This window comes from Pseudonocardia sp. P1, assembly GCF_000178675.2.
In the GTDB taxonomy this organism is placed as follows: Bacteria; Actinomycetota; Actinomycetes; order Mycobacteriales; family Pseudonocardiaceae; genus Pseudonocardia.
On sequence record NZ_ADUJ02000001.1, the window covers coordinates 5,085,100 to 5,110,843 of the forward strand.

Here is a 25,744-nt window from a genome sequence, read left to right on the forward strand (position 1 = left end):
GCCCATGGCGGAGAGCGACCAGCCCCTGAAGATCTCGGTGATCGGCTGCGGGTACCTGGGTGCGGTGCACGCGGCGTCGATGGCCGAGCTGGGCCACGAGGTCGTCGGCGTGGAGGTCGACGCGGAGAAGGCGGAGGCGCTGGCCGCGGGCCGGGTGCCGTTCTACGAACCGGGATTCTCCGAGCTGCTGCGGCGGTCGCTGGACTCGGGCCGGCTGTCGTTCTCCTCGGACATGGCGACGGCCGCGGGTGCGGCGGTGCACTTCGTCTGCGTGGGCACCCCGCAGCGGCGCGGCGAGTACGCGGCGGACCTGACCTACGTGGAGGCGGCGACGGCGTCGCTGCTGGACGTGCTCGGCCCCGGTGAGCTGGTGGTGGGCAAGTCCACGGTGCCGGTGGGGACCGCGGCGCGGCTGGCGGAGCTGGTGGCCGAGCGGGTGCCGGGCGCGGGGCTGGCGTGGAACCCGGAGTTCCTCCGGGAGGGGTTCGCGGTGCAGGACACGCTGCACCCCGACCGCCTGGTCTACGGCGTACCGGGACTGTCCGGGGTGGAGACGGCCGTCGACGCCGAGGCGGTGCTGGACACCGTGTACGCGCGGATCGTCGCCGAGGACACCCCGAAGGTCGTGACCGACTACGCGACCGCGGAGATGGTCAAGACCGCCGCGAACTCGTTCCTGGCCACGAAGATCTCCTTCATCAACGCGATGGCCGAGCTGTGCGAGGCCACCGGTGCGGACGTGAAGCAGCTGGCCGACGCGATCGGGCACGACGACCGGATCGGCCGGAAGTTCCTCAACGCCGGGCTGGGCTTCGGCGGAGGATGCCTGCCGAAGGACATCCGGGCGTTCATGGCGCGGGCCGGTGAGCTGGGGGCCGACCAGGCACTGACCTTCCTGCGGGAGGTCGACAACATCAACATGCGGCGGCGGATCCGGATGGTGGAGCTGGCGCGGCAGGTGTGCGACGACTCGCTGCTGGGCAAGCGGATCGCGGTGCTGGGTGCGGCGTTCAAGCCCGACTCCGACGACATCCGGGACTCGCCGGCACTGAACGTGGCGGCGCAGCTGCAGCTGCAGGGCGCGAACGTGCGGGTGACCGACCCGCAGGCCGGGGACAACGTGCGCAAGCACTGGGCGCAGCTCGACTTCGTCGAGACCCCGGAGGAGGCGGCGGAGAACGCCGACGCCGTGCTGCTGCTGACCGAGTGGCGCCAGTACAAGCAGCTCGACCCGGCGGCGTTCGGGAAGGTCGTGCGCACCCGCCGCGTCCTCGACGGCCGCAACGCGCTGGACCGCGAGACCTGGGAGGCGGCGGGCTGGACCTACCGCGCGCTGGGGCGACGGAACGTCTGAGGCCGGCGCGATGAGCACCGACCTGCGGTCCCTGATCGACGACGCCCCGATGCGCCGCTTCCAGTGGCGCGCGGTGACCGTCTGCCTGGTCCTGAACCTGATCGACGGCTTCGACGTGCTCGTCATGGCCTTCACCGGCCGCGCGGTCGCCGCCGAGTGGGGGCTCGGCGGCGCCGAGCTGGGGCTGCTGCTGTCCGCCGGGCTGGTCGGCATGGCGCTGGGCTCGATCTTCCTCGCGCCTGCCGCGGACCGGATCGGCCGGCGCCCCGTCATCGTCGCCGGGCTCGTGGTGGCGGGCATCGGGATGCTGCTGTCGGCGGCCGCGCCGTCGGTGGTCGTCCTCGGTGCGTTGCGGGTGCTCACCGGCGTCGGTGTCGGCGGGGTGCTCGCCTGCAGCAGCACGATCGCCACCGAGTACGCCTCGCGCCGCTGGCGGCCGATGGCGGTGGGCCTGCAGGGGATCGGCTACGCCGGCGGTGCGACGCTCGGCGGGCTGCTGGCCGTCGCGCTGATCGAGGCGCACGGCTGGCGGACGGTGTTCCTGATCGGTGGCGTCGCCACCCTCCTCGCGGTCCCGCTCGTGCTCGGCGCGCTGCCCGAGTCGCTCGGGTTCCTGCTGACCCGGCGGCCCGCGGGCGCCCTGGACCGGGTCAACGCCCTGCTGCGCCGCCTGGACGCGCCCACCGTCACCGAGCTGCCGGATCCCGAGCCCGGCACCGATCCCGGCACCGTGGCCGGCGGGCCGCGAGCCCTGCTGGCACCCGCCCTGCGCCGCCCGACGGTCGGCCTCTGGGCGATGTTCGTGCTGGTGATGGCGGGGTTCTACTTCGTCACGAGCTGGACGCCGACGCTGCTGATCGAGGCCGGCCTGTCGCCGTCGCAGGGGTTGACCGGCGGGACCCTGCTGAACGTCGGCGGGATCTTCGGGACGGTCGTGCTGGGCGCCCTGGCCGCCCGGTGGCCGCTGCGCGGCGTCCTGACCGGCTACCTGCTGGCGAGCGGCGCGCTGCTCGCGCTCCTGCTGCCCGCCCTGTCGGTGCTCGCCGTCGCGTTCGCCGTCGGGATGCTGGTCGGGGTCGTCGTGAACGGCTGCGTCGGCGGCCTGTACGCGCTCGCCGCGACGTCGTACCCGGACCGGATCCGGGCGACCGGGGTCGGCACGGCGATCGGCGTCGGCCGGATCGGGGCGGTGGCCGCGCCGGTCGCGGCGGGGGCGCTGCTCGACGCGGGGGCGTCCCCGCAGGCCCTCTACCTCGGCTCGGCGGTGATCTTCGTGCTGAGCGCGGTCGTGCTGCTGACCCTGCACCGCACGCCCGCGGCCCCCACGACGGCCCGTTAGCGGGTACAACACCGGGGTGACCTCGCATCCCGTGCTGGCCGGATCGGACCGGGAGTCCTTCGGCTCCCTGCACCGCCGCTCCACCCCGCGCGACGAGCGCTACCGGATCGGCAAGGGGCGGCGGGAGGCCGCGCCCCGGTCCACGCTCGCGTCGTGGTCGTCGGCGCTGCGGCGGGTCGACCCGGTCGATCTCGTCGAGATCACCAACTCCGGCCGGGTGCCCGAGCTCGTCCCGCTGCGCGTGCAGCGGATGAGCGCGTCGCCGCACGCGTTCCTGCGCGGTGCCGCGGCGCTGCACGCCGCCGACTTCGCGGTGCTGCCCGCCACCGGGATCCACCCGGTGATCTGCGGCGACGCCCATCTCGGCAACTTCGGCTTCTACGCCTCACCGGAGCGCGAGCTCGTCTTCGACCTCAACGACTTCGACGAGGCCCATCCCGGGGCCTGGGAGTGGGACCTGCGCCGGCTGGTCGCCTCCACCTGGGTGGCCGGGCGGGACTCGGGGGCGTCGGAGCGGCAGTGCGCCGAGTCCGTCGCCCGCTGCGTGCACGCCTACGCCGAGCACCTGCGCGCGCTGGCCGAGCAGCCGCTGCTGGCGCGCTCGTTCGACGTCATGGACGTCGAGACGCTGCGCGACGACGCCGACCACAAGACCGCCCGCCGGGCCATCGACAAGGCCGCCGAGCGGGCCCGCAAGCGGACCAGCGACCGGGCCCTGCCCCGGTTCGTGAGCGAGGACGGTGGCGAGCGCCGGATCGTCACCGAGCCGCCGCTGATCACCCACCCCGACGACGAGCACACCGAGCGGATCCTCGCCGCGCTCGACGACTACCTCGCCACGCTCCCGCCGCACTGGGCGCGCATCCTCGGCGGTTACCACGCCACCGACGTCGCCCACAAGGTCGTCGGGGTCGGCTCGGTCGGGCTGCGCGCCTACCTGGTGCTGTGCGAGGGATCCAGCCCGGACGACGTGCTGTTCCTCCAGCTCAAGCAGGCGCGGCGGTCGGTCGTCGGCCCGTACGTGCACGGCCACGAGGCGTGGCACTCGCACCAGGGACAGCGCGTCGTCGAGTACCAGCAGGCGCTGCAGACCGTCTCCGACCCGCTGCTCGGCTGGACGACGGTCGGCGGCCGCCAGTACTACGTCCGCCAGTTCCGCGACATGAAGGGCGCGATCGTGCCGGACACGCTGTCCGCGCCCGCGTTGGCGGACTACGCCGACATCTGCGGGAAGCTGCTCGCGAAGGGGCACGCCCGGACCTCCGGTGCGTCCATGATCGCCGGTTACCTGGGCAAGGGCGGCAAGGTCGCGGACGCGCTGTGCACCTTCGCCCGCGCCTACGCCGACCAGACCGAGGCCGACCACGACGCGTTGCTGCGCGCAATCCGGTCGGGGCGCCTGTCGGATCGGACACCTGAGCAGGTGCCCGGTGGGGCCATCGGCTAAATTCTGCCCCCGTGACCGTCGTCGAAACCCTGCTGGTCTTCGTGGTCGCGCCGGTGGTTCTGTACTTCGCGATCTGGACGTGGATCGCGCTGCGCAACCGGAGCGCCCGCCCCCGCTACAACGTGGGGGACCCGTGGACGTACGAGCCCCTGTTCTGGATCGCCAACCCGGCCGGCGCCGCGCACCACGCGGCACACGCCCCGGCCGCCGGCAGTGACGCACGAGGAGGTACCGGTGGCAAGTGGTAGCGGCGTCGCCGTCTTCCAGGGCAACGAGGAGGACCTGCCGGAGGGGTCGGTGGTCACGGCCTCCGGCCGTGTCTCCGTGGCCGAGCAGTTCCGCGAGCCCGACCGGTCCGACCTCCCGTTCTCCCCGGTGCAGCTCACGCGTCTCGACGACGCGCTGACCCTCACCAGCCGGGAGACCGGCCTGCGGTTCGCCCTGTACCTGGGTGACCTCGGGTCCGACGCGCGGGCGACCGCCGTCGACCTGCACGGCCGGATCGAGGGCTACGACGACGCCGTCCTGGTCGCCGTGAGTCCCGGGCAGCGGCTGCTGGAGATCGTCACCGGCGCCGAGGCCGCGGTCCGGCTGACCGACCGCGGTGCCAAGCTCGCCCTGATGAGCATGGTGGCGTCCTTCAAGGAGGGCGATCTCTTCGGTGGCCTGCTCTCCGGGCTGCGCATGCTGGCCGACCAGGCCGGTACCCGGGGCTGACCGGCCCCGACCGGGCGCGCGGCCGAACGGACCAGCCGCGTGTCCGGTAAGTGCACGACACCACGAACAGCCGAACGGTTTTAAGGTGTCACTATGGTGCATTCCCGCGAGGCGGTCCCGGAATGACCGGGGCGAGCCCGATCCTGATCGTCGACGACCACGAGCTGGTCGGTTCGGCCCTGGCGCTGAACCTGCGCGCCGAGGGTGAGGACGCGACGTTCCAGCCCGTGCGGTCGGCGGCCGGCGTCCTCGACCACGCCCGCCGCGGCGAGCCCGGGCTGATCGTGCTCGACCTGGACCTCGGCCGGGACCCGGACGGCAACCGGATCGACGGGGTGCGCCTGGTCGCGCCGCTGGTCGACCTCGGATGGCGGGTCGTGGTCCTGTCCGGCAGCTCCGACGCGGGCCGGGTCGGCGCCGCGCTCGACGCCGGGGGGTTCGTCTTCGTCCCGAAGAACGCCCCGTTCCCGGCTCTGCTCAACGCCATCCGCGAGGCCAGGGCGGGGCGGTCGGTGATGCCGCCCGGCCGCCGGGAGCAGTTCATCAAGCTGCACCGCGACCGCGAGAGCGAGCGCCGCGACCTGCACGAGAAGCTGAACAAGCTCACGCAGCGCGAGCGCGAGGTGCTGGCGCTGCTCGCCGGCGGGAAGCGGGCCCAGGCCGTCGCGGACCATTTCGTCGTGTCGCTGGCGACCGTCCGGACCCAGATCCGCGCCGTCCTCACCAAGCTCGAGGTCGGGTCCCAGCTCGAGGCCGTGGCGCTCTACCGGAAGGCAGCAGGGCTCTGAGCCGTCCGGACCTGTCCCGCTGGGCCGTCCGTCCCTGCGCCTCCACCTGCGGTAATGGCCCGGGCGCGCTGCGTCGAAGGGCCGTTCGTCTGCAAGGGTGACCCTGTCTCCTGAGGTGTGGATCTCGGCCTATCATCCCTCCTCATCAGTTCCGATGACCGGGAGGACAGCGTGGCGGCGGGCAGCTTCAGCGGCGTGCTCGGGCGGCATCTTCGCGCCCGGTTCTTCGCGGGGCACCTGGCCGACGCACTCGTCGTCGTCACCCTCTGTGTGGTCGTCGTGGCGGTCACCCGGCCCGCGGTCGTCACCGGCTGGCTCGACGTCGCCTCCTCGACCTCGGTCCTGACCCTGGTCGCCGCCGCGGTCGGCTCGGCGGCGGCGATCGTCGCCCTCGTCACCGGGCGGCTGTCGGGGGACCCGCGGCCGTCCTGGTTCGGGGCGGCGCTGCTGCTCTACGGCGTGGTCGTGCTGCCGCTGTCGGCGCTCGTCGTCCAGGGGCAGCCGGCCGGGGTGTCCCGGCTCGCGGTGCTGTCGATGCTCGCGGTGGGCATGTGCATCCTGATCGCCGCCCTGCGCCCGCCGGCCCGGCTCGGGGCCTGGGGCGGCTGGGCGCTGTTCGTGGTCGCGATGGCGCTCGGCGGCGTGGTCGCGCTCCAGGAGGAGACGCCGTTCAGCACGGTGCTGGCCACCAGCCCGCTGCCATCGATCCTGATCCAGGCCGGCTGGTCCGCCGTCGCGGTGCTGTTCCTGTTCGACGGCTACCGGCGGCAGAGCCGGGTCCGGTCCCGGCTCGGCCTGGGGCTGCTGGTCATCGCGGTGTCGCAGCTGTACCGGGCCGTCGTCCCCAGTGAGCCGGTGACCGGCCTGGTGTACCCGTCGCTGCGGATCCTCGGGATGGCCGTCGTGCTGTCGGCGCTGCTCAGCATGGCGCTGCGCGCGGTGACCCGGCTGCAGGACGAGTACGACCGGCTGCAGGAGACCCTGGGCGACGCGACCCGGCTGCTCGAGCGCGCCGCCGGGCAGGCCGCCGAGCGCGACCACGAGCTGCGCAACGGCCTCGCCGGCCTCGCGGGTGCGGCCTACCTGCTCTCGCACACCGACGGCGACGACCGCACCGACCAGCTCCGTGAGGCCGTGCTGTCCGAGCTCGGCCGGCTGCGCGTGATGCTGGAGAGCCCGGTGCTGGCCACCGGCGGGCCCGCGGAGGAGCCCGATCCCCTCGTCGACGAGCGGGACGCCGCGCTGCTCGACCTGGGCCCGGCGTTCGCGCCCGTCACCCCGGCGCCGCTCGCCGCGAACGGGCACGTGCACGGCGTCGGACCGGTGCTGCACCAGCTGGTCGACCTGCGAGCCGACCAGCAGGGGATCACCCTCCGGGTCGACGACGGGCTGCCCGCCGTCGCGGCGCCGGAGTCGGTCACGCGCCAGGTCGTGACCAACCTGCTCGCCAACTGCGCCCGGCACGCCCCCGGGGCGTCGGTGACGGTGCGGGGCCGCGACGCCGACGTCCCCGGTTTCGTGGCCGTCGAGGTCCGCGACACCGGGCCCGGTCTCCCCGGCGGGCAGGACACCATGGTGATCCGACGCGGGGTGCACGACGAGTCGGCGGGCGGATCCGGGCTCGGCCTCCACATCAGCGCCCGGTTGGCGCACGACCACGGCGGCGATCTGGTGCTCCACACGGCGCACGACCCACTGGGCTGTCTGGCCGTACTCACTCTTCCGGTTGCCCACTGATCGGGTCGGCTCGGCGTCCTGACCTGCGGATCTGTCACCACGGGCAACGTTGTTCGCGCTGGGTCATTCCCCCGGAGCCCTTGGTGATCCCATACTGGGTGCCGTGACGGCGTGGTTCGGTGACGACTCCGGCCTCCGCCGTCCGCACGAAGGAGGTCACCATGGCGCAATCGCACGACGGCGCAGCCGCCCCGGGCCCGAGCGGGCGCCGGGCCACGCCTGATTCCTCGACCCCCTCGGCAGCGGTGCTCACACCGCCGACCGGCCTGCCCTCCGTCACACCGTCGGCGCCGCCACGCATCCCGCAGCAGCGGACCGCGGCCGAGCCCGTCGCCCCGGCCCCGCCGGCGCAGCCCGGCGTGGCGATGTGCACCTGCGGGCACCCGGAGGAGATGCACGAGCACTACCGGTCCGGCAGCGACTGCGGTGCCTGCGGCGCCCGGGCCTGCGGGGCGTTCCGCTCCGCCGACGAGACCGGGTCGCGCGCACGGCCGCGCAACCCGCTGCGGACGCTGCTGCGCCGCCGCGGCTGAACGTCCACCCACGCACAGCACGAGGGCCCCGGGAGCACGCTCCCGGGGCCCTCGCTCTGCGTCCTCCTGATCAGGGCTGCTCGACGGCGGTCGCCTGGTCCGGGGTGGAGGGGGTCGGCTGGCCGTCGAACTCCCGGGCGGCGAGCGCCCGGACGATCCCGGCGCGGCCCTCGGTCACCAGCCGGCGCAGGGCGGCCGGCTTCGACTCGTCGGCGAGCCAGGCGTCGGCGGCGGCGACGGTGCTCGGCTCCACCGCCCAGGACGGGAACAGCCCGACGACGACGTTCTGCGCCAGCTCCGAGGTCCGCCGCGCCCACACGCCGTCGATCTCGGCGAAGTAGCGGTCGACGTACCCGTCGAGCAGGCCGCGCTGCGCGGGGTGCGAGAAGCCCGCGATCGCCGACTCGTTCATCGAGTTGGGCAGCGAGTCGTCGTGCACGGCACGCTGCCAGGCCCGCTCCTTGGCCTCGGCGGTCGGGACCAGCGCGCGGGCCCGCTCACCCTGCCGGGCACCGGTCGAGGTCGCGTCGCGCTGCTCCTCCTCGGCGATCTCGGTCTCGCCCGCCCGTCCGTGCGCGACCAGCGCGTGCAGCAGCCGCCAGCGCAGGTCGGCGTCGACGGTCAGCCCGGCCGGGACCTGCACGTCGAGCAGCCAGCCCTTCATCGCGTCGAGGGTGACGTCCGGCAGCACCGACGAGGCCAGGGCGTTCACGACGGCGAGCTGGATGTCCGACCCGGCGGGGGCGGTGTCCAGCCGGAAGCGCAGCGCGTCGGTCAGCAGCGGCCAGCCGCGTCCGGAGGCCCACTCCGGGGTGCAGTACGACGCCGTCGCCGTCTGGGCCTGCATCAGCAGCCGCTGCACGACGCCGATCTCGGTCTCGGTGTCGAACCCGCCGGCGACGAGGGTGACGAAGTCGCGGGCCTTCAGCTCGGCCTCGCGGGTCATCTCCCAGGCCGACGACCAGCACAGCGTCCGCGGCAGCGGGTCGGCGATGTCGCCGATCCGGTCGACCAGGGTGGCCAGCGAGCCGGGGTCGAGACGCAGCGCGCAGTAGGTGAGGTCGTCGTCGTTGACCAGGACCAGCTTGCCGCGGGGGAGGCCGACGAGCTCGGGGACCGGGGTCCGCTCGCCGGAGACGTCGAGCTCGACCCGGTGGGTGCGGACCAGCTTCCCGGTCGCCGGGTCGTCGTCGTACACGCCGACCGCGATCCGGTGCGTGCGCAGCTCGCCGGCGCCGGGGCGGGCCCCGCCCTGCACGACGTCGAACGAGGTGAACTTGCCCGCCTCGTCGACCCCGAACGACGGCCGCAGCAGGTTCAGACCGGTGGTGCGCAGCCACTGCGCGCCCCAGTCGGACAGGTCCCGCCCGGACGCCTTCTCCAGCGCGCCCAGCAGGTCGTCGAACGTGGCGTTGCCCCAGGCGTGCGCGGCGAAGTAGTCCCGCAGCCCGGCCAGGAACGGCTCCAGGCCGACGTAGGCGACGAGCTGCTTGAGCACCGACGCGCCCTTGGCGTAGGTGATCCCGTCGAAGTTGACCTCGACGGCCTGCAGGTCCGGGATGTCCGCGGCGATCGGGTGCGTCGACGGGAGCTGGTCCTGCCGGTAGGCCCAGGACTTCTCGACGTTCGCGAACGTCGTCCAGGCGTTGGTGTACTCGGTGGCGTCGGCCTGGCACAGCACGGACGCCCAGGTGGCGAACGACTCGTTCAGCCACAGGTCGTCCCACCAGCGCATGGTCACGAGGTCGCCGAACCACATGTGCGCCATCTCGTGCAGGATCGTCTCGGCGCGACGCTCGTAGAGGGTGCGGGTGACCCGGGACCGGAAGACGTAGTCCTCCAGGAACGTGATCGCACCGGCGTTCTCCATCGCGCCGGCGTTGAACTCCGGGACGAAGAGCTGGTCGTACTTGCCGAACGGGTAGGTCACCCGGAAGTTGCGGTGGTAGAAGTCGAAGCCCTGCTTCGTCTCCGTGAAGATCCGTTCGTGGTCCATGTGCGGGGCCAGCGAGGCGCGGCAGTAGATGCCGAGCGGGATCTCCGCGTGCTCGTCGCGGTAGGTGTCGTGCCAGCTCGCGTACGGCCCCGCGATCAGCGCGACCAGGTAGGTCGAGAGGATCCCGGTCCGCTCGAAGCGGTGCACGCCGCCCTCGACGGCGGCCGGTGCGTTCGAGACGACCTTCCAGTCCTCCGGCGCGGTCACGGTGATCGTGTAGCGGGCCTTCAGGTCGGGCTGGTCGAAGCACGGGAACAGCCGCTTGCAGTCGGCCGTCTCGAACTGCGAGTAGAGGTAGACACCGCCGTCGACCGGGTCGACGAAACGGTGCAGGCCCTCGCCGGTGTTGGTGTACAGGCCGGTGGCGACAACCGTCAGCTCGTTCTCGGCCGCCAGGTCCGGCAGCGCGAGGCCGCCCTCCTCGGTCCATCCCGCGACGTCGAGTCCGGTCCCGTTCAGCGTCGCCGAGGTGATGTCCTCGCCGACCCACTCGATCCAGGTGCTGCCGCCCGGTTCCGCCGCGGCGAACCGCACGGTGGTGGTGACGGCGAACGTCCGCTCGGAGGGGGCACCGGCGCCGTCGGTGAGGTCGATCGTGACGTCGTAGGTCGACACGTCGAGCAGCGCTGCGCGCTCCTCGGCCTGGACACGGGTCAGGTTGGGCGGGGTCACGTCGTTCGAGGTCCTCTCCCGGGAGTGGGGTCGACCGGCATCCAATCACGGTGCCCGGTCCACGGCCCGCGGAATCCCCGGAGCGGCACCGGCGTTGCGCCCGACATGACGACTGCTGCTGCCGACGGCCGTGCCCGCGTCGACGTCTGGTTCGACCCGCTGTGTCCTTGGGCCTGGCTGACCTCCCGGTGGGTGCTCGAGGTGGAGAAGGTCCGCGAGGTCGACGTGACCTGGCACGTGATGAGCCTCGCGGTGCTCAACGAGGGCCGTGACCTTCCCGAGAAGTACCGCGACCTGATGGACCGCGCGTGGGGCCCGGTCCGGGTCGCCGTCGCCGCCGCCGAGGCGCACGGGCCGGAGATCCTCGGCCCGCTCTACACCGCGATGGGCGAGCGGATCCACAACCAGCAGAACAAGGACTTCGACGACGTGATCGCCGGAGCCCTCAAGGAGCTGGACCTGCCCGGGTCGCTGGCCGACGCCGCGCACTCGACCGAGTGGGACGAGAAGCTGAAGGTCAGCCACCACGAGGGCATGGACCCGGTGGGGCTGGACGTCGGCACCCCGACCATCCACGTCGACGGCGTCGCGTTCTTCGGGCCCGTCATCTCCCGGGTGCCGAAGGGCGAGGACGCCGGACGGCTGTTCGACGGCGCCCGGCTGATGGCGGAGAACCCGCACTTCTTCGAGCTGAAGCGGACCCGCACCGAGGACCCGTCGTTCGACTACTGAGCGACTGGTGAGCCTGCCCTTGCCCCGCGTGTGAGGATCAGGGCATGAGCGAGACGACGCTGTCCCACGTCATCGGCGGCACCTCCCGCGAGTCCGCGGGCACCGACCGGATCGAGGTGGTGGACCCGGCGACCGGGGCGCCCGTCGGGTCGGTGCCCGCCGGGACCGCCGCGGACGTCGACGCCGCGGTCGCCGCCGCCCGTGCCGCGTTCCCGGGATGGTCGGAGACGCCGGTCGGGCAGCGCGCGGCCGTGGTGAAGGCGATCTCCGCCGGTCTGAAGGAGCGGGCGGCCGAGATCGCCGACACGATCACCGCCGAGATGGGCTCGCCGATCACCTTCTCGCAGAAGGTGCAGGTCGCGATGCCGATCGGGTCGTCGGCGACGGTCGCGGGGCTGGCCGACGGCTTCGCCTGGACCGAGGAGATCGGCAACTCGCTGGTCGTCCGGGAGCCGATCGGCGTGGTCGGCGCGATCACGCCGTGGAACTACCCGCTGCACCAGATCGTCGCGAAGGTCGCGCCCGCGCTGCTGGCCGGGAACACGGTCGTCCTGAAGCCGACCGAGGTCGCGCCGCTGACCGCGCAGATCCTCGCCGAGGTCGCGGCGGCGGCCGGGCTGCCCGCGGGCGCGTTCAACGTCGTGCACGGCACCGGGCCCGTCGTCGGCGAGGCGATCGCGGCGCACCCGGACGTCGACATGGTGTCCTTCACCGGCTCCACCCGGGCCGGCAAGCGGGTCTCGGTGGTCGCCGCCGACACCGTCAAGCGGGTCGCGCTGGAGCTGGGCGGCAAGTCGGCGAACGTGATCCTCGAGGACGCCGACCTGGCCAGGGCGGTCAAGGTGGGCCTCGGCAACGCCTGGATCAACGGCGGCCAGACCTGCACCGCGTGGACCCGGATGCTCGTGCCCGCCTCGAAGCAGGACGAGATCGTCGCCCAGCTCGTGGCGGCGGCGGAGAAGTACAGCGTCGGCGACCCGACCGACCCGTCGACCCGGATCGGTCCGATGTCGTCGGCGGCCCAGCAGGAGCGGGTGCGCGGCTACGTCGAGCGCGGTGTCGCCGACGGTGCCCGGGTCGTCTTCGGCGGCCCGGGGCCGGTCGAGGGCCTCGACGGCGGTGCCTACGTCCGCCCGACGATCTTCGCCGACGTCGAGCCGGACGCCGTCATCGCGCAGGAGGAGATCTTCGGCCCGGTGCTGTCGGTGATCCCCTACGCCGACGAGGAGCAGGCCGTCGAGATCGCCAACAGCACCGTCTACGGCCTGGCCGGGGCGGTGTTCGGCGAGCAGGAGCACGCGATGGCCGTCGCGCGCCGGCTGCGGACGGGGCAGGTGGACGTGAACGGCGGCGCCTTCAACATCCAGGCGCCGTTCGGCGGGTACAAGCAGTCCGGCAACGGCCGGGAGCTGGGCCGGTACGGGCTGGAGGAGTTCCTGGAGACCAAGTCGATCCAGCAGTAGGTCCTGCGGCGGACGGCCCCGCCCCGGCGGGCCCGGTGGGTGCGATCGCGAACGTCCGGGCCGCTTCGGCCGTGGCCGGGGCGCCGGACGTACAGGGTGCCCCGCCGTGGACACCTGGAAGTCACGACGGTCGGCCCCGGTACTCGGCGGTGTGGTCGGCACTGTGCTCGTGCTCGCCGGTGCGCTCGCCGGGACACACCTGGCCGTCGCCGCGGCGGTCACACCGGCGGGGCCCGGCGCCGACCGTGTCGCCCGCACGGCGCTGAGCCCGTACCGCGACGGCGCGTTCACGGTCCGCGCGGCGGCCGTCGACCGGCGGGTCGGCGTCGCGAGCGCCGAGGACGGGTCCTACGTGCTGGGCCACACGCCCGCCGGGGGCGACGTCGTCCTCGACCTGGACCTCCTCGCCGGTGACACGGCCCGGCCGTGGTGGGTGGAGCCCGCCACCGGCCGGACGCTGGAGCTGGCCGTGCTCGCGAGCGTCGGCGTCGCCCGGTTCCCCGTGCCCGACGGCGGCGGACGGGAGTGGGTGCTGGTCGTCGACGATGCCGCGGCCGGGTACGGCGCCCCCGACGCGGACGCCGTCGCCGACACCGTCGCCGGGACGGCCGGGGAGACGGCGCGTCCGGCCCCGGGGTCCGGCGATCCGGCCTCCGGCGAGACGGGTTCCGGCGACCCGGACCGTGCCGGGGACGGCCCCACCTCCGGCACCGACCCCGAGCACCGCCGTTTCCCAGGCGACCCGGCCCCCGCGAAGCCCGAACCGGCCGCGAAGCCCGGACCGGCCGCGAAGCCCGAACCGGCCACGAAGCCCGAACCGGCCAGGACGCAGCAGCCGGACACCCCGGACGCCGCCGTCTGGGACCGCCTCAGCCGGTGCGAGTCCTCCGGCGACTGGCAGATCTCGACCGGCAACGGCTACTACGGCGGCCTCCAGTTCGACAAGGGCACCTGGAGCGACTTCGGCGGCACCCGGTACGCCCCCACCGCGGACGGCGCGTCCCGTGAACAGCAGATCGAGATCGCCACGAAGGTCCGGGACGCCCGCGGCGGTTACGGATCGTGGCCGGCATGCGCACGCAGGCTCGACCTGCCGAGGTGACGGTCTCCACTCCGGAGTGGCGGCCGGACGCTGGATGCGCCGACGGTCGACGCGTAGTCTCGAACGTCCCCCGCCCGGTCGTCCGGACTCGGTGCCCTGCTGGCGTCGGCTCCGGCCCGATTCCCTACCCTTGGACCCCATGAGCTCGCCCACCCCCGAGGCCCACCGGATCGGGAATCGCTACCGGCTCGACGAGCGGGTCGGCGCCGGTGCGATGGGTGCCGTGTGGCGTGGCACGGACGAGTTGCTGAACCGCACGGTCGCCGTCAAGGAGCTTCTCGCGGCCGCCCTGCCGTCGCCCGACCAGCTCGAGGAGTCGCGGCAGCGGATCCTGCGCGAGGGCCGGATCGGTGCCCGTCTGCAGCACGCGCACGTGATCAGCATGTTCGACGTCGTCGTGCACGACGACCGTCCGTGGCTGGTCATGGAGTACCTCCCGTCCCGTTCGCTGGCCGCCGTGCTCGCCGAGAAGGGGCCGATCCCGCCGCGGGAGGCCGCCGCGATCGGCCGCCAGGTCGCCGACGGCCTGGCCGCCGCGCACACCGCGGGCGTCGTGCACCGTGACATCAAGCCGGGCAACGTCCTGATCGCCGAGGACGGCCGGGCCAAGATCACCGACTTCGGCGTGTCCCGCGCGGTCGACGACGTCCAGCTCACCCGGACCGGCGTGATCGCCGGCACACCGGCGTTCCTCGCGCCCGAGGTCGCCCGCGGCCAGGAGCCGACCGCCGCGTCCGACGTCTTCGCGCTCGGCGCCATGCTCTACGCCTCGGTCGAGGGCGAGCCCCCGTTCGGTCTGGACGACAACGCCTACGCGCTGCTCCACAAGGTCGCGACCGGCGCGATCACCCCGCCGTCCGAGGCCGGCCCGGTCACGGCGCTGCTCATGCGCCTGCTCGCCAACGACCCGGCCGAGCGGCCCAGCGCCGCGCAGGCGCGCGAGGCCCTCGGGCGGATCGCCGCGGGCCGGTCGATCGCCGGGCTGGCGACGCCGTCGTCCGCGACGGCCACGATGGACAGCCACGACGCGGGCGACCACGCGGGCGAGTTCGTCGAGGCGCAGGGCGGCGGCACCGTCGTCGACTCCCCGGCCGTGCCGGCCCCGCAGGTCATCCCGGGCGGCGGCAACGGCGGCCGCAAGCGCGGTGCCGCCGCGGCCTCCGGTGGGAACGGGCGGCGCGCCCGGCTCCCGGTCGTGCTGGCCGTCGTCGCCGCGCTGCTCGTCGTCGGCGGGGGTGTGGCCTTCGGGGTCTACAGCAACCAGTCGCAGCAGCAGGTTCCTCCGGTGGCGGCCCCGACGAGCGAGGCGCCGTCGCCTGCCGCGCCGACCACCACCCCGGCGCCGACGACGACTCCCGGCCCGACCACCGGCAACGGCGAGGTGCAGGACCCGGTCTCGTTCGTCCAGAACTACTACCGGATGCTGCCCGAGAACATCGACGGTGCGTTCGCGCGGCTCAGCCCGCAGGCGCAGGCGCAGTCGCAGGGCATCGACGGGTTCCGCGAGTTCTACAGCGGCATGCGCACCGTCTACGCCGAGAACCTGCGCAACGCGGGCCCGAACACCGTCACCGCGACCGTGGTGTTCATGCGGGCCGACGGCAGCACGACCCGGGAGAACTACCGGTTCGTCGTCGGCACCGACGACCAGGGCCAGGAGATCATGCAGTCGTTCAGCTCGGCCTGATCCGGTCACGCTCCGCCACCCCGGTCACCCAGGACACGATCCGGGCGGTCAGCCGCGCACGGGTGTGCCGGTCGTGCACCTCGTGACCCTCGTCCGGGATGCGGATCAGCTCGACCGGGGCCCCGCGGGCGTCCAGCGCGTCGTGGACGGCGACGGCCTGCCCGATCGGGACGTTGCCGTCCTGCTCGCCGTGCACGACCAGCAGCGGCACGCCGATCCGGTCGGTCTCGCGCAGCGGTGAGATCGTCTCCAGCAGCGGCGCGTCGGTGCGCGGGTCGCCGTACTCGGTGACGGCGGGCCCGGCGATCCACGGCTCGGTGTCGGCGTAGAAGGCGACCATGTCGGACATCCCGCACACGTCGACCCCGCCCGCGAACAGGCCGGGATACCGGGTGAGCGCCGCGAGGGTCAGGAACCCGCCGTAGGACCGCCCGCCGACGACGATCCGGTCCGGGCCGACGTCCGGCACCCCCGCGAGCAGCCGGGTCGCCGCCCGCACGTCACCGACCGACGACGGCCGCAGCTCGCCGTCGTCCAGCCGGGCGAACGCCCGGCCCCGCCCGGAGGACCCCCGGACGTTCGGGGTCAGGACGGTGACGCCCGCGGCGACGAGTGCGTGCAGCAGCGGTGCCCAGCCGGGCCGTTCCTCGGACTCCGGGCCGCCGTGCAGCCAGACGAACCCGGTGCCGTTCGGAGCGACGGGCCGGTGCAGCCACCCGGCGATCCGCAGCCCGTCCTCGGCCGGGAACAGCACGCGCTCGGGCCGCGGCGGCACCGGCGGGACCGGTGCACCGCCGATCAGTGCGGTCGCGTGCCCGCCACCCACCGGCATCCGGACGACGTGCGGCGGGATCCCGGGGCCGTGCCCCGCGACCAGGAGCTCCGCGCCGTCGCGGCCGAACGAGACCGTGGTGACGACGTCGCACGGCGCGACCAGACGCTGCGGCCGTCCACCCCGCAGGTCGGCGATCTCCAGCTCGCTGCGCCCGCCGGCGTTCCACACCAGCGCGGCCCGCGCACCGGACCGGTCCAGCGCGACGACGTCGAGATCGGCTCCGGGCCGGACGGCGACCGGCCGGGCGGGGGCGATCCGGTGGTCGGCGGCCGGGCCGAGCGCGACGGCGAGCAGGGCGGAGTGCTCCCGGTCGGCGTCGGTGTGCACCCACAGCGTGCCCGGCGCGCTGCCGAACCGGGCGGTGGCGGTGAGCGCCCCGCCGGGGCCGCCGATCAGCCGGTCGCGCGCGCCGGTCCGCAGGTCCACCAGGTCCAGGCCCCGCTCGCCGCGGCGCCCGGTACGGAGCACGACCCGACGGCCGTCGGCGGAGATCGCCTGGACGGTGGCGGCCTGCCCGGTCCCGAGCACGACCGAGGACCCGTCACGGACGTCGACGAGGCAGGCGGTGCCGGTGCCGTAGTCGTCGGAGCCGGGGTCGCCGGCGTCGGTGAGGATGGTGACGCCCAGCCAGCGTCCGGTGGGAGCCCAGGCGCCGAGCGTGACCGCCGTCGCCGCCGGGGCGATCTCGACCGGCGGGCCGCCGTCGGGATCGAGCAGCGCGACCCGGGTGCGGTCGCTCCCGGACGGGGCGATCTCGACGGCGATCCGGCCGCCGTCCGGCGACCACGCCAGGGTCGTGACGTCGGGGTGCTCGCCGTCGGCGACGAGGACGGTGCTCCCGGCGGGATCGACCGGGCCGTGTTCGGGGAGCGGCGCGATGTGCACCCGTGGGCGGCCGGACAGGTCGGAGATCCAGGCGATCCGGGTGCCGTCCGGCGAGACCACGGGGGAGTGGTGCCCGGCGGCGGCCGCCGCGGGCTCGGCAGCGGGGACCGCCGGTCCGGTCGTCGGTTCCGCGCGCACCGCGTCCACCGGTGATCACCCCGTTCCTGCATCACATCCCATCGGCCGGCCGTCGCCGCAGACCGGAACGTACCCGGTCGCGGCGCGGGAGTCAGGCCATGATCCAGGTGTCCTTCGCGCCCCCGCCCCGGGACGAGTTGACGATCATCCCGCCCGGCGGGGCGACCCGGGACAGCGCCGACGGCAGGACGTCGATCTCGGGCGTCGCGCCGCGGCCGGAGGACTGGACGGCGAACACCCGGAGATCGACGGCCTGCGGCTGCAGGAGACCGTCGGTGAAGGTCGGGTGCGTCGAGATCCGCACCATGTCCTGGGCCACCCAGGACGCCGGGTGCGCGCGGATCTCGGCGGCCACCCGGTCCAGCTCGTCCGGCGTCGCGTGCGGGCCGATCACGATGCCCGCACCGCCGTAGCCGTCGACCGGCTTGAGGACGAGCTCGCCGAGCCGGTCGAGCACCTCGTCCCGGGCGACCGGGTCGGCGCAGGGCAAGGTCGGGACCGAGGCGAGCACCGGCTCCTCGCCCAGGTAGTAGCGGATCATGGCGGGCACGTAGGCGTAGACGAGCTTGTCGTCGGCGACGCCGTTGCCGGGCGCGTTGCGCAGCGTGGTCCGGCCGCGGGCCATCGACGCGAGCAGCGCCCGCCCGATCGGCCGGTGGTCGGCGCCGCGGGCCGTCGCGAGCCCGGTCTCGTCCATCCGCCGGTACAGCGTGGTCAGCCGGCGACGGCGCCCGCCGCCCACCAGGAACACCGCGCCGTCGGTGACCTGCAGCCGCGACGGGGTGACCAGCGGGATCTCGAGGGCCTCGGCGAGCAGCCGGTGCTCGAAGAACGCCGGGTCGGACTCGCCCGCGGTGAGCAGCGCGGTCTCACCGTCCGGGTCCGACGGGTCGTCCACGAGAGCGGTACGCAGCCGGGCGGGGACGTCGTCGAGCCCCAGTACCTCCGACGGTGACTCCAGGTCCGGCAGCACGCTGCGGATCAGGCGCCTGCTCATCATCGAGAAGCCGATCCCGGACGGGACGCGCAGGTTGTCCTCGAGCACGACCCAGCCGTCGTCGGAGTCGCGGACCAGGTCGATCCCGGCGACGGCGATCCGCACCGCGTCCGGTGGGACGAGCGTGCCCGACCGCGTCCGGCCGGGCGCCCCGTCGACGACGGCGGCCGGCACGATCCGGTCGCGGACGATCTCGCGCCGGCGGTAGACGTCGCGGACGAAGTGCTCCAGCGCCCGGACCCGCTGGGCGAGCCCGGCCGACAGGTGCGCCCAGTCGTCCGCGGCCACGATCCGCGGGACGAGGTCCAGCGGGAACAGCCGCTCGCCGTCGTCACCGGGCACGACGCCGGGGACCGGGAAGGTGACGCCGCGTGCGCGCTGCTCGGTCCGCAGCGCGGACTCGGCGGCGGTGAGCCCGCGGGTGCCGAGCCGCTCGAGGGAGCGGAACAGCCAGCCGTACGCCGGGCGGATCGTCAGGTCGTCGTCGACGGCCTCGTCGTGCCGGGGCGGGACGTAGCCGGACAGCAGGTCCGCCGCGACCGGGACGGTCACCGGCAGGGTGCCGGGCACCTCCTCGCCCTGGGTGCGGGCGAGGAGATCGTCGACGACGTCGACCAGCGACCCGCGGTGGCCGAACGCCCTGCGCTGCGCGGCCGCACCCGAGCCGCGGGCCAGCACGGCCTCGGCGAGCTCCTCGACCTGCTCGGCGTCGCCGGTGTCCTCGAGCCACGGCCGCAGCTCGGCGACCAGCGTGCGCAGCTGCACCGCGGGCGGGGAGAGGACCGGTGCCGCGGGCTCGGACACGTCGACGAGGTCGCCCTCCAGGCCGGAGCGGGCGGCCCGCCACCCGGCGGCCCGCAGCAGCTCGTGCCGGACCCGGGGGAGCGGTCGTCCGGCCTCGGTGTCGGCGCGCGCCCGGGCGACCAGCGCCCGGAACAGGCCGGCGACCAGGACGACGTCGTCGACCTCGGGGCAGGCGTCGCAGACCCGGAGCTCGACGGTCGGCAGGTGCGCGCTGGGCCGGACGTCGAAGTAGAGCATCCCGGCGTCGCTGATCGTCCCGGACGTGATCAGCTCGTCGATCATCGCGTCGTACTCCGCGGCGGTGGTGACGTCACCGGGCGGACCGGCGGTGGGCCAGCGCTGCCAGATCATGCTGCGGTAGCTGGCGTAGCCGGTGTCGTGGCCGCGCCAGTACGGCGAGCTGGCGGTGATCGCGAGCAGGGCGGGGAGGGCGGGCGCGACCCGGCGGGAGACCTGCACCGCGGTGTCCCGGTCGGGGACGTCGGCGTGTACCTGCAGCCCGCAGATGTGCTGCTCGCGGACGAGCATCTGGTACTCGTGCTGCATCCGCTCGTACCGGGCGCCCGCGGAGACGTCGTCGCCGGACAGGTCGACCAGCGGGACGGTCCCCGCCGCGACCACGCCCAGCCCGAGCGGCTCGGCGGCCTCCCGGAGCCGGGCCCGCAGCCGTCGCACGTGCCGGCGCAGGTCGTCGAGCGACTCCGTCGCCGGGGTGTTCGTCTCGACCAGCGAGCGTTGCAGCTCGGGGAAGAACTCGGCGCCGTCCAGATGTTCCAGCAGCCGGTCCGCGTCGGGTGCGGCCCGGCGGTCGGTCAGGCCGACCACGTGGAACTCCTCCTCGACCCCCACCAGCGACACGTCCCCCACGGCGGTGACGCTAGGTCGCCGCTGTTACCGGCAGGTGTCGGGAGATGATCGGCAGGCTGCGATCGCCCGCCCGCTGCGCCGATCGGAGCAGTGACGCTGAGCTGTACGGACCAGTTCCCAGCAGGTGCCCTCGGTACCTTCCGTCGATGGTCACCCGTACCGGCCGGCACCGCCGTCGCGCCGATGGCGCGCCCACCGGCACCGGCCAGCGTGCGCTCGTCGCGGTCGTCCAGGTGCTCGGGCTGGCGGTGTGGTTCTCGGCGTCGGCCGTCCTGCCCGAGTTGCGTGCGGAGTGGGGGATCGGGACGACGGCCGGGGTCTGGCTCACCTGCTCGGTGCAGCTCGGGTTCGCGGCGGGCGCGGTGGTGTCGTCCGTGCTGACGCTGGCGGACCGGGTCCGGCCGGAACGCCTGCTGGCCGGTGGCGCCGCGGCCGCGGCCGGCTGCACCCTGCTGCTCGCCGCCGTCGCCGACGGACCACTGCTCGCGCTGGTGCTGCGCGCCGCGACCGGGATGTGCCTGGCGCTGGTCTACCCGGTCGGCATGAAGATCATGACGTCCTGGTCGGGGCCGGAACGCCGCGCCCGCGACCTCGGTGTGCTGGTCGGCGCGCTCACGGTCGGGTCGGCGCTGCCGCACCTGATCGGCGGCGTGCCGGCGTTGCCGTGGCGTGCGGTGCTCGCCGGGGCGGCGCTCTGCGGGCTCGCCGCCGCGGCGCTCGCCTGGTGCCTCGTGCGCCCCGGCCCCGCGCACGCCCCGGCGCCGCCGCCGGACCCGCACTACGCCGTCCGGATGCTCCGCGAACGCGGGCCCCGGCTCGTGGTGCTGGGCTACCTGGGCCACATGTGGGAGCTGTACGCGATGTGGACCTGGCTGGGCGCGGCGCTCGCGTCCGGCGACCCCGGCCCCGGCGAGCACCTGCTGGTCTTCGTCGCGACCGGGCTGGGCGGCGCCGCCGGCTGCGTCCTGGGCGGCCGGGCCGCCGACCGCTGGGGCCGGGTCCCGGTGATCGCGACGGCACTGGTCGCGAGCGGGCTCTGCTGCCTGCTGTCGCCGCTGCTCCTCGGCGCCGCACCCGTCGTGGTCGCGGTGTTCTGCGTGCTGTGGGGCGCGGCCGCCGTCGCCGACTCCGCCGTGCTGACGACGGCGACGATCGAGGTTGCCGACCCCCGCTACCCCGGCACCGCGCTCACCGTCCAGACAGCGCTCGGGTTCCTGCTGACCGTCGGCGGGATCGCGACCGTGCCGGTGCTGGCCGGGGCCGTGGGCTGGCAGGCGTCGCTGGCGGTACTCGCGCTCGGCCCGGTCCTGGCGCTACCGGCGGTGCTGGCGCTGCGGGGGCGCCTGGAGGCCGCGTCGCCCGCCACGCCGCCCGCCACGCCGCCCGCCACGCCGCCCGCCACGCCGCCCGCCACGCCGCCCGCCGAGGCGCCCGCCGAGCCGTCGACCCAACCGCTGCCGCTGCCGCTCGGGCCGGGCGGTCCGCCGGCCGACGAACGCCCGACCACCGAGCTGTATCGGCTCCGGCGTGCGACGGGCGTGGCCGCGGACCCGTCGGGATTCGCCGGGGACGTGGCGCGGGCGCTGCCGGGTGGACGGTCGGATCCCGCGCCGATGGTTCCGCCGCGACCTGCGGAGCCGGACGAGGCGCGACCGGCGTCGCAGGGGCGCCGCAGCCGCTCCCGGGGCGGAGCGCCCTGAGGTCGAGGTCGTGCGGCGGGGCCTGCCGAGCCGTGGGGATCCGCGCGAGGGGCGGCACGAGCTCGCACGCGCCGCCGGAGGGGGTGGGGTGTCGTGGAATCGCTTCCTCAGGCAGCGATTCCACAGCGCCACCTCTCTGCCCGAGAGGGACGCCCCCTCGTGGTGGCCACGCTTCCGGAGAAATCGCTGCCTGAGGAAGCGACTTCGTAGAAGACCCGGCTCCGGTGGCGGCTCCGGCGTGCCCGGCGGCCCGTCCCGAGGGTCCCGCGGGTCGCGCCCGAGGGTCCCGCGAGTCGCGCCTCCGGGCGCCGGCGATCACCGACCCGGCCCCGCGGCCCCACCGTCCGCGGCCCCACCGTCCGCCGCCCCAGCGCCCGCCGCCGCTGCCGCTCCTGCTCCCGCTCCCGTTGCCGCAGCCGCAGCCGCGAGCAGCTCCGCGTGCTGGGCCGCGGCCTCGCCCGGGCTCATCGGGTCCCCGTGCCCGGGCACGTAGGTCGCCGCGTCGCGGGCCAGCAGGAGCGCCAGGGCGCCGGGCCACCGGGACGGGTACGCGTCCGGCCCCACCGACGGCGGCGCGCCGTTCTCCAGCAGGTCCCCGGCGAAGAGCACCCGGGCGTCCGGCACGTGCACGGCCAGGTCGTGACCGGTGTGCGCGGGTCCGGGGTGGACCAGCTCGACCACGCGTCCGCCCAGGTCCACGGGGTGCGACGAGCCCGGGCGCGGGCAGACCGGGACGTCCGGGAGGACCGGAACGGTGGCGGCGAGGGCGTCGGCGGTGCGGTCGTCCCCGGCGTCGCGGTGGTGCCGCACCCACTCCGCACGCTGCGCGGCCGCGGTCACGGCGAGCGCCGCCGCGCACCCGGCCTGGGCGTACACCGGCACGCCGGGGAACGCCGACGTGCCGAAGCAGTGGTCGAAGTGCGCGTGCGTGATCGCGACGACCGGCGGCAGCGTCGTCACCGTGCGGACGGCGGCGGCGAGTTCGGCGCCCTGGACGTCGTCACCGCGGGTGTCGACCACCAGTGCGCGGTCCGCGCCGAGGACGAGCCCGGTGGTCAGGTCCAGCCCGTCGTGCCGGCGCGCGAACACGCCGTCGGCAAGTTCGAGCCACCGTCCGTCCACGGGCGTCGATCGTGCCCTCACACCGCGATCGCCGTCGACCGGCCGCGGTCGTCGGTGCCGGGCCCGAGGAGCTCCGCCGTCCCCCGGGCGACCCGCTCGGCGGTCCAGGCGCAGACGAGGGCGTCGAGGACGTCGTCGAGCCGGGCCGCGGACGGGAGGTCGCCGAGCAGCAGCGCCGGGTCGACCCACCCGGACAGCGCCGCGATCCGCTGCCCGGCCCCGCGCGCGGTCTTCTTCGACGCGAAACCCGTGCCGGGCGCGAGGGTCCGGAACGACAGCTCCGGGTGCGCCTCGACGACCGGCGCGGGCAGCGCGACGTCCTGGAACTCGCGGATCTTCGGCACGATGTTCCACGCCTGCACGCTGATCTTCCGTCCGGTGGCGCGTTGCGCGGCCGCGCAGGCGTCGGCGTACGACCCGGCGGCGAGGACCGTCGCGGGCGGGGTCGGGAAGAGCGACGCCCGAGCCGTCCCGAGCCGTGCGGAGGCCTCGACCTCGGCCCGCCGCCGCGTCCCGCCGGACGGCAGCGCGAGCGGGATATCGATCCCGACGGCGTCGCACCCGGCGGTCGCCCGGAGCACGGCGGCCGCGTCCGGGACGACCGACCAGCTCACCCGGCGTGCCCGCCCGGTCCCGGACAGCACGCACACGACCCAGCCCGTGGGGACCCCGTCCACCCCTCCGATCCGCATGAGGGATGATCCTGCCCCGTGCGCGTCTACCTGGGCAGTGACCACGCCGGTTTCGAGGTCAAGGGCAAGCTCGTCGAGTACCTGACCGAGCAGGGTGTCGAGGCGGTCGACGTCGGGGCCCCGACGTTCGACGCCCTCGACGACTACCCCGCCTGGTGCATCGAGACGGCCCGCCGGGTCGTCGCCGACGAGGGCTCCCTCGGCATCGTGCTCGGTGGTTCCGGCAACGGCGAGCAGATCGCCGCCAACAAGGTGAAGGGCATCCGGGCCGCGCTGGCCTGGAACGAGGACACCGCGAAGCTCGCCCGCGAGCACAACGACGCCCAGGTCATCGGCGTCGGTGCCCGCCAGCACCCGTTCCCCGAGGTCGTCGCGATCGTCGACGCCTTCCTCGCGACCCCGTTCTCCGGCGACGAGCGCCACCAGCGCCGGATCGACCAGATGCTCGGCTACGAGGAGACCGGCGAGATCGACCTGCCCGGCTGATGCCCGAGGGGCACACGCTGCACCGGCTGGCGAAGCGGCACCGGTCGCTGTTCGTCCGCAGGCCGGTGCGGGTCTCCAGCCCGCAGGGGCGGTTCGAGGGCTCTGCCGCGCTGCTCGACGGGCAGGTGATGACCGGCGCCGAGGCGCACGGCAAGCACCTGTTCCACCGCTACGGGCGGGACCGGGTCGTGCACGTCCACCTCGGGCTGTACGGGACGTTCACCGAGTCCGAGCTGCCCGCGCCGGAGCCGGTCGGGCAGCTGCGGATGCGGCTCGTCGGCGAGTCGCACTACGCCGACCTGCGCGGCCCGACCGCGTGCGAGCTGATCACCTCGGCGGAGGCGCGGGCGGTGCGGGCCCGCCTGGGCGCCGATCCGCTGCGCCGGGACGCCGACCCGGACCGGGTCTGGGAGCGGGTCTCCCGGTCGCGCAGCCCGCTGGCGACGCTGCTGATGGACCAGGCCGTCCTCGCGGGCGTCGGGAACGTCTACCGGGCCGAGCTGCTGTTCCGACACGGGCTCGACCCGCAGTTGCCCGGCCGGGGGCTGGACCGCGCGACCTGGGACGCCATGTGGCCCGATCTCGTCGCCCTGATGCGTGACGGCGTGCGGGTGGGCCGGATCGACACGGTGCGCCCCGAGCACGATCCGCGGCGCCGGGGCGAACCCGGCCGCAAGGACCGGCACGGCGGCGAGGTGTACGTCTACCGCCGGGCCGGCCTGCCCTGCCTGGTGTGCGGCACGGAGGTCCGGCACTCCGAGCACGCGGCGCGGAACCTGTTCTGGTGTCCCACGTGCCAGCCGGATCACCGTTAGGGTCCGGTGTCGTGGTGGAGCACAAGCCGATCGACTGCTGGATGACCGACATGGACGGCGTCCTCGTCCGCGAGGGCAGCATCGTCCCCGGGGCCGACGCGTTGCTGTCCCGGTTGCGGGAGAAGGACATCCCGTTCCTCGTCCTGACGAACAACAGCATCCACACGGCCCGGGACCTGCGGTACCGGTTGCAGGCCACCGGCCTGGACGTGCCGGAGGAGTCGATCTGGACCTCGGCGCTGGCGACCGCGGCGTTCCTCCACGAGCAGCGCCCGCGCGGCAGCGCCTACGTCATCGGTGAGGCCGGGCTGACGACCGCACTGCACGACGTCGGCTACGTCATCACCGACCGCAACCCCGACTACGTCGTGCTCGGGGAGACCCGCACGTACAGCTTCTCCTCGATCGCCACCGCGATGCGCCTGGTCGAGAAGGGCTCGCGGTTCGTCGCCACCAACCCGGACGCGACCGGGCCGTCGCCGGAGGGCATCCTGCCCGCCACCGGCTCCGTCGCCGCCATGATCTCCAAGGCGACCGGCGTGGAGCCCTACTTCGTCGGCAAGCCGAACCCGCTGATGATGCGGGCCGCGCTCAACCGGCTCGGCGCGCACTCGGAGTCCACGGTCATGATCGGCGACCGGATGGACACCGACATCCTCGCCGGGCTGGAGGCCGGGATGCGCACGGTCCTGGTGCTCTCCGGCATCACCAAGGAGTCCGAGATCGACCGGTTCCCGTTCCGGCCGAACCGGGTCGTGCCCTCGGTCGCGGACCTCGTCGACGACGTGTAGCCCTGATCGTCCGTCTGGGACGGACGTATGAGAGCACCGGCGACG

Annotated in this window: 21 protein-coding genes; 16 read left to right on the forward strand and 5 right to left on the reverse strand. The window is 74.5% G+C overall.

The window, feature by feature from the left end; genetic code table 11:
* Window positions 1-4 precede the first annotated feature (4 nt).
* From PP1_RS23530 to PP1_RS23565, 8 genes are all read left to right on the forward strand, one after another.
* A complete protein-coding gene (locus tag PP1_RS23530) occupies window positions 5-1,354 on the forward strand; it encodes a UDP-glucose dehydrogenase family protein (protein ID WP_010241290.1) in 1,350 nt (449 codons plus the stop codon).
* A 10-nt stretch (window positions 1,355-1,364) separates the two neighbouring features.
* Window positions 1,365-2,693, forward strand: a complete 1,329-nt coding sequence (locus tag PP1_RS23535) for an MFS transporter (RefSeq protein WP_010241292.1) — start codon at window positions 1,365-1,367, stop codon at window positions 2,691-2,693.
* A gap of 16 nt (window positions 2,694-2,709) precedes the next feature.
* Entirely contained in the window at window positions 2,710-4,140 is a 1,431-nt protein-coding gene (locus PP1_RS23540; protein WP_050802532.1) for a DUF2252 domain-containing protein, read from the forward strand.
* An 11-nt stretch (window positions 4,141-4,151) separates the two neighbouring features.
* The gene (gene ctaJ, locus PP1_RS23545) at window positions 4,152-4,388 is read left to right on the forward strand and encodes an aa3-type cytochrome oxidase subunit CtaJ (RefSeq protein WP_010241295.1); all 237 of its coding nucleotides are present in this window, start codon (window positions 4,152-4,154) and stop codon (window positions 4,386-4,388) included.
* Complete coding sequence (locus PP1_RS23550) at window positions 4,375-4,857, forward strand: DUF5130 family protein (protein WP_010241297.1); 483 nt, start codon at window positions 4,375-4,377, stop codon at window positions 4,855-4,857. Before ctaJ ends, PP1_RS23550 begins: the two co-directional genes overlap by 14 nt.
* Window positions 4,858-4,979: 122 nt before the next feature.
* Window positions 4,980-5,645 (forward strand): response regulator transcription factor, encoded by a 666-nt coding sequence (locus PP1_RS23555; RefSeq protein ID WP_010241298.1) that lies wholly within the window; start codon window positions 4,980-4,982, stop codon window positions 5,643-5,645.
* Window positions 5,646-5,816: 171 nt separating this feature from the next.
* Window positions 5,817-7,382 carry a sensor histidine kinase gene (locus PP1_RS23560; protein ID WP_010241303.1) on the forward strand — a complete coding sequence of 522 codons (1,566 nt, stop codon included), beginning with the start codon at window positions 5,817-5,819 and terminating at the stop codon, window positions 7,380-7,382.
* A gap of 161 nt (window positions 7,383-7,543) precedes the next feature.
* Window positions 7,544-7,915: a hypothetical protein gene (locus PP1_RS23565; protein WP_139317619.1), complete on the forward strand. Its 372-nt coding sequence runs from the start codon at window positions 7,544-7,546 to the stop codon at window positions 7,913-7,915.
* 70 nt (window positions 7,916-7,985) lie between these two features.
* Here the strand turns inward: PP1_RS23565 and pepN are convergent, their stop codons facing one another.
* Window positions 7,986-10,583 carry an aminopeptidase N gene (gene pepN / locus PP1_RS23570; protein ID WP_010241307.1) on the reverse strand — a complete coding sequence of 866 codons (2,598 nt, stop codon included), beginning with the start codon at window positions 10,581-10,583 and terminating at the stop codon, window positions 7,986-7,988.
* Between the two features lie 105 nt (window positions 10,584-10,688).
* On the opposite strand from pepN, the gene PP1_RS23575 reads away from it, so the two are divergent.
* From PP1_RS23575 to PP1_RS23595, 4 genes are all read left to right on the forward strand, one after another.
* The gene (locus tag PP1_RS23575) at window positions 10,689-11,315 is read left to right on the forward strand and encodes a DsbA family protein (protein WP_010241308.1); all 627 of its coding nucleotides are present in this window, start codon (window positions 10,689-10,691) and stop codon (window positions 11,313-11,315) included.
* 44 nt (window positions 11,316-11,359) lie between these two features.
* Window positions 11,360-12,778: an aldehyde dehydrogenase family protein gene (locus PP1_RS23580; RefSeq protein WP_010241309.1), complete on the forward strand. Its 1,419-nt coding sequence runs from the start codon at window positions 11,360-11,362 to the stop codon at window positions 12,776-12,778.
* Window positions 12,779-12,884: 106 nt separating this feature from the next.
* The gene (locus PP1_RS31615) at window positions 12,885-13,880 is read left to right on the forward strand and encodes a transglycosylase family protein (protein WP_010241311.1); all 996 of its coding nucleotides are present in this window, start codon (window positions 12,885-12,887) and stop codon (window positions 13,878-13,880) included.
* A gap of 139 nt (window positions 13,881-14,019) precedes the next feature.
* The gene (locus tag PP1_RS23595; protein ID WP_010241313.1) at window positions 14,020-15,567 is read left to right on the forward strand and encodes a serine/threonine-protein kinase; all 1,548 of its coding nucleotides are present in this window, start codon (window positions 14,020-14,022) and stop codon (window positions 15,565-15,567) included.
* Here the strand turns inward: PP1_RS23595 and PP1_RS23600 are convergent.
* Together PP1_RS23600 and PP1_RS23605 are read right to left on the reverse strand one after the other, a co-directional pair.
* Window positions 15,554-17,434, reverse strand: a complete 1,881-nt coding sequence (locus PP1_RS23600) for a S9 family peptidase (protein ID WP_010241315.1) — start codon at window positions 17,432-17,434, stop codon at window positions 15,554-15,556. The genes PP1_RS23595 and PP1_RS23600 overlap by 14 nt on opposite strands.
* A gap of 82 nt (window positions 17,435-17,516) precedes the next feature.
* A complete protein-coding gene (locus PP1_RS23605) occupies window positions 17,517-20,093 on the reverse strand; it encodes a carboxylate--amine ligase/circularly permuted type 2 ATP-grasp protein (protein ID WP_010241316.1) in 2,577 nt (858 codons plus the stop codon).
* A 146-nt stretch (window positions 20,094-20,239) separates the two neighbouring features.
* On the opposite strand from PP1_RS23605, the gene PP1_RS23610 reads away from it, so the two are divergent.
* On the forward strand, window positions 20,240-21,793 hold the full coding sequence (locus PP1_RS23610; protein ID WP_075314611.1) for an MFS transporter: 1,554 nt from the start codon (window positions 20,240-20,242) through the stop codon (window positions 21,791-21,793).
* Between the two features lie 315 nt (window positions 21,794-22,108).
* On the opposite strand, the gene PP1_RS23615 is transcribed toward PP1_RS23610, so the two are convergent.
* Together PP1_RS23615 and PP1_RS23620 are read right to left on the reverse strand one after the other, a co-directional pair.
* On the reverse strand, window positions 22,109-22,915 hold the full coding sequence (locus PP1_RS23615) for an MBL fold metallo-hydrolase (protein ID WP_075314609.1): 807 nt from the start codon (window positions 22,913-22,915) through the stop codon (window positions 22,109-22,111).
* A gap of 17 nt (window positions 22,916-22,932) precedes the next feature.
* The gene (locus tag PP1_RS23620; RefSeq protein ID WP_010225434.1) at window positions 22,933-23,607 is read right to left on the reverse strand and encodes a DUF429 domain-containing protein; all 675 of its coding nucleotides are present in this window, start codon (window positions 23,605-23,607) and stop codon (window positions 22,933-22,935) included.
* A gap of 18 nt (window positions 23,608-23,625) precedes the next feature.
* On the opposite strand from PP1_RS23620, the gene PP1_RS23625 reads away from it, so the two are divergent.
* Genes PP1_RS23625 through PP1_RS23635 form a run of 3 tightly spaced genes read left to right on the forward strand, consistent with a single transcriptional unit; the run spans window position 23,626 to window position 25,699 of the window.
* The gene (locus PP1_RS23625) at window positions 23,626-24,093 is read left to right on the forward strand and encodes a ribose-5-phosphate isomerase (protein ID WP_010225435.1); all 468 of its coding nucleotides are present in this window, start codon (window positions 23,626-23,628) and stop codon (window positions 24,091-24,093) included.
* Entirely contained in the window at window positions 24,093-24,908 is an 816-nt protein-coding gene (locus tag PP1_RS23630) for an Fpg/Nei family DNA glycosylase (protein WP_010225437.1), read from the forward strand. Before PP1_RS23625 ends, PP1_RS23630 begins: the two co-directional genes overlap by 1 nt.
* Window positions 24,909-24,958: 50 nt before the next feature.
* Complete coding sequence (locus PP1_RS23635; protein WP_202796315.1) at window positions 24,959-25,699, forward strand: HAD-IIA family hydrolase; 741 nt, start codon at window positions 24,959-24,961, stop codon at window positions 25,697-25,699.
* Window positions 25,700-25,744 lie beyond the last annotated feature (45 nt).

Coding starts and splice junctions, on each gene's coding strand:
- PP1_RS23555 (WP_010241298.1), top strand. CDS start 4,980: ATGACCGGGGCGAGCCCGATCCTGATCGTCGACGACCACGAGCTGGTC.
- PP1_RS23580 (WP_010241309.1), top strand. CDS start 11,360: ATGAGCGAGACGACGCTGTCCCACGTCATCGGCGGCACCTCCCGCGAG.
- PP1_RS23620 (WP_010225434.1), bottom strand. CDS start 23,607: ATGCGGATCGGAGGGGTGGACGGGGTCCCCACGGGCTGGGTCGTGTGC.
- PP1_RS23610 (WP_075314611.1), top strand. CDS start 20,240: ATGGTCACCCGTACCGGCCGGCACCGCCGTCGCGCCGATGGCGCGCCC.
- PP1_RS23630 (WP_010225437.1), top strand. CDS start 24,093: ATGCCCGAGGGGCACACGCTGCACCGGCTGGCGAAGCGGCACCGGTCG.
- PP1_RS23575 (WP_010241308.1), top strand. CDS start 10,689: ATGACGACTGCTGCTGCCGACGGCCGTGCCCGCGTCGACGTCTGGTTC.
- PP1_RS23565 (WP_139317619.1), top strand. CDS start 7,544: ATGGCGCAATCGCACGACGGCGCAGCCGCCCCGGGCCCGAGCGGGCGC.
- PP1_RS23535 (WP_010241292.1), top strand. CDS start 1,365: ATGAGCACCGACCTGCGGTCCCTGATCGACGACGCCCCGATGCGCCGC.
- PP1_RS23530 (WP_010241290.1), top strand. CDS start 5: ATGGCGGAGAGCGACCAGCCCCTGAAGATCTCGGTGATCGGCTGCGGG.
- PP1_RS23635 (WP_202796315.1), top strand. CDS start 24,959: ATGGACGGCGTCCTCGTCCGCGAGGGCAGCATCGTCCCCGGGGCCGAC.
- PP1_RS23595 (WP_010241313.1), top strand. CDS start 14,020: ATGAGCTCGCCCACCCCCGAGGCCCACCGGATCGGGAATCGCTACCGG.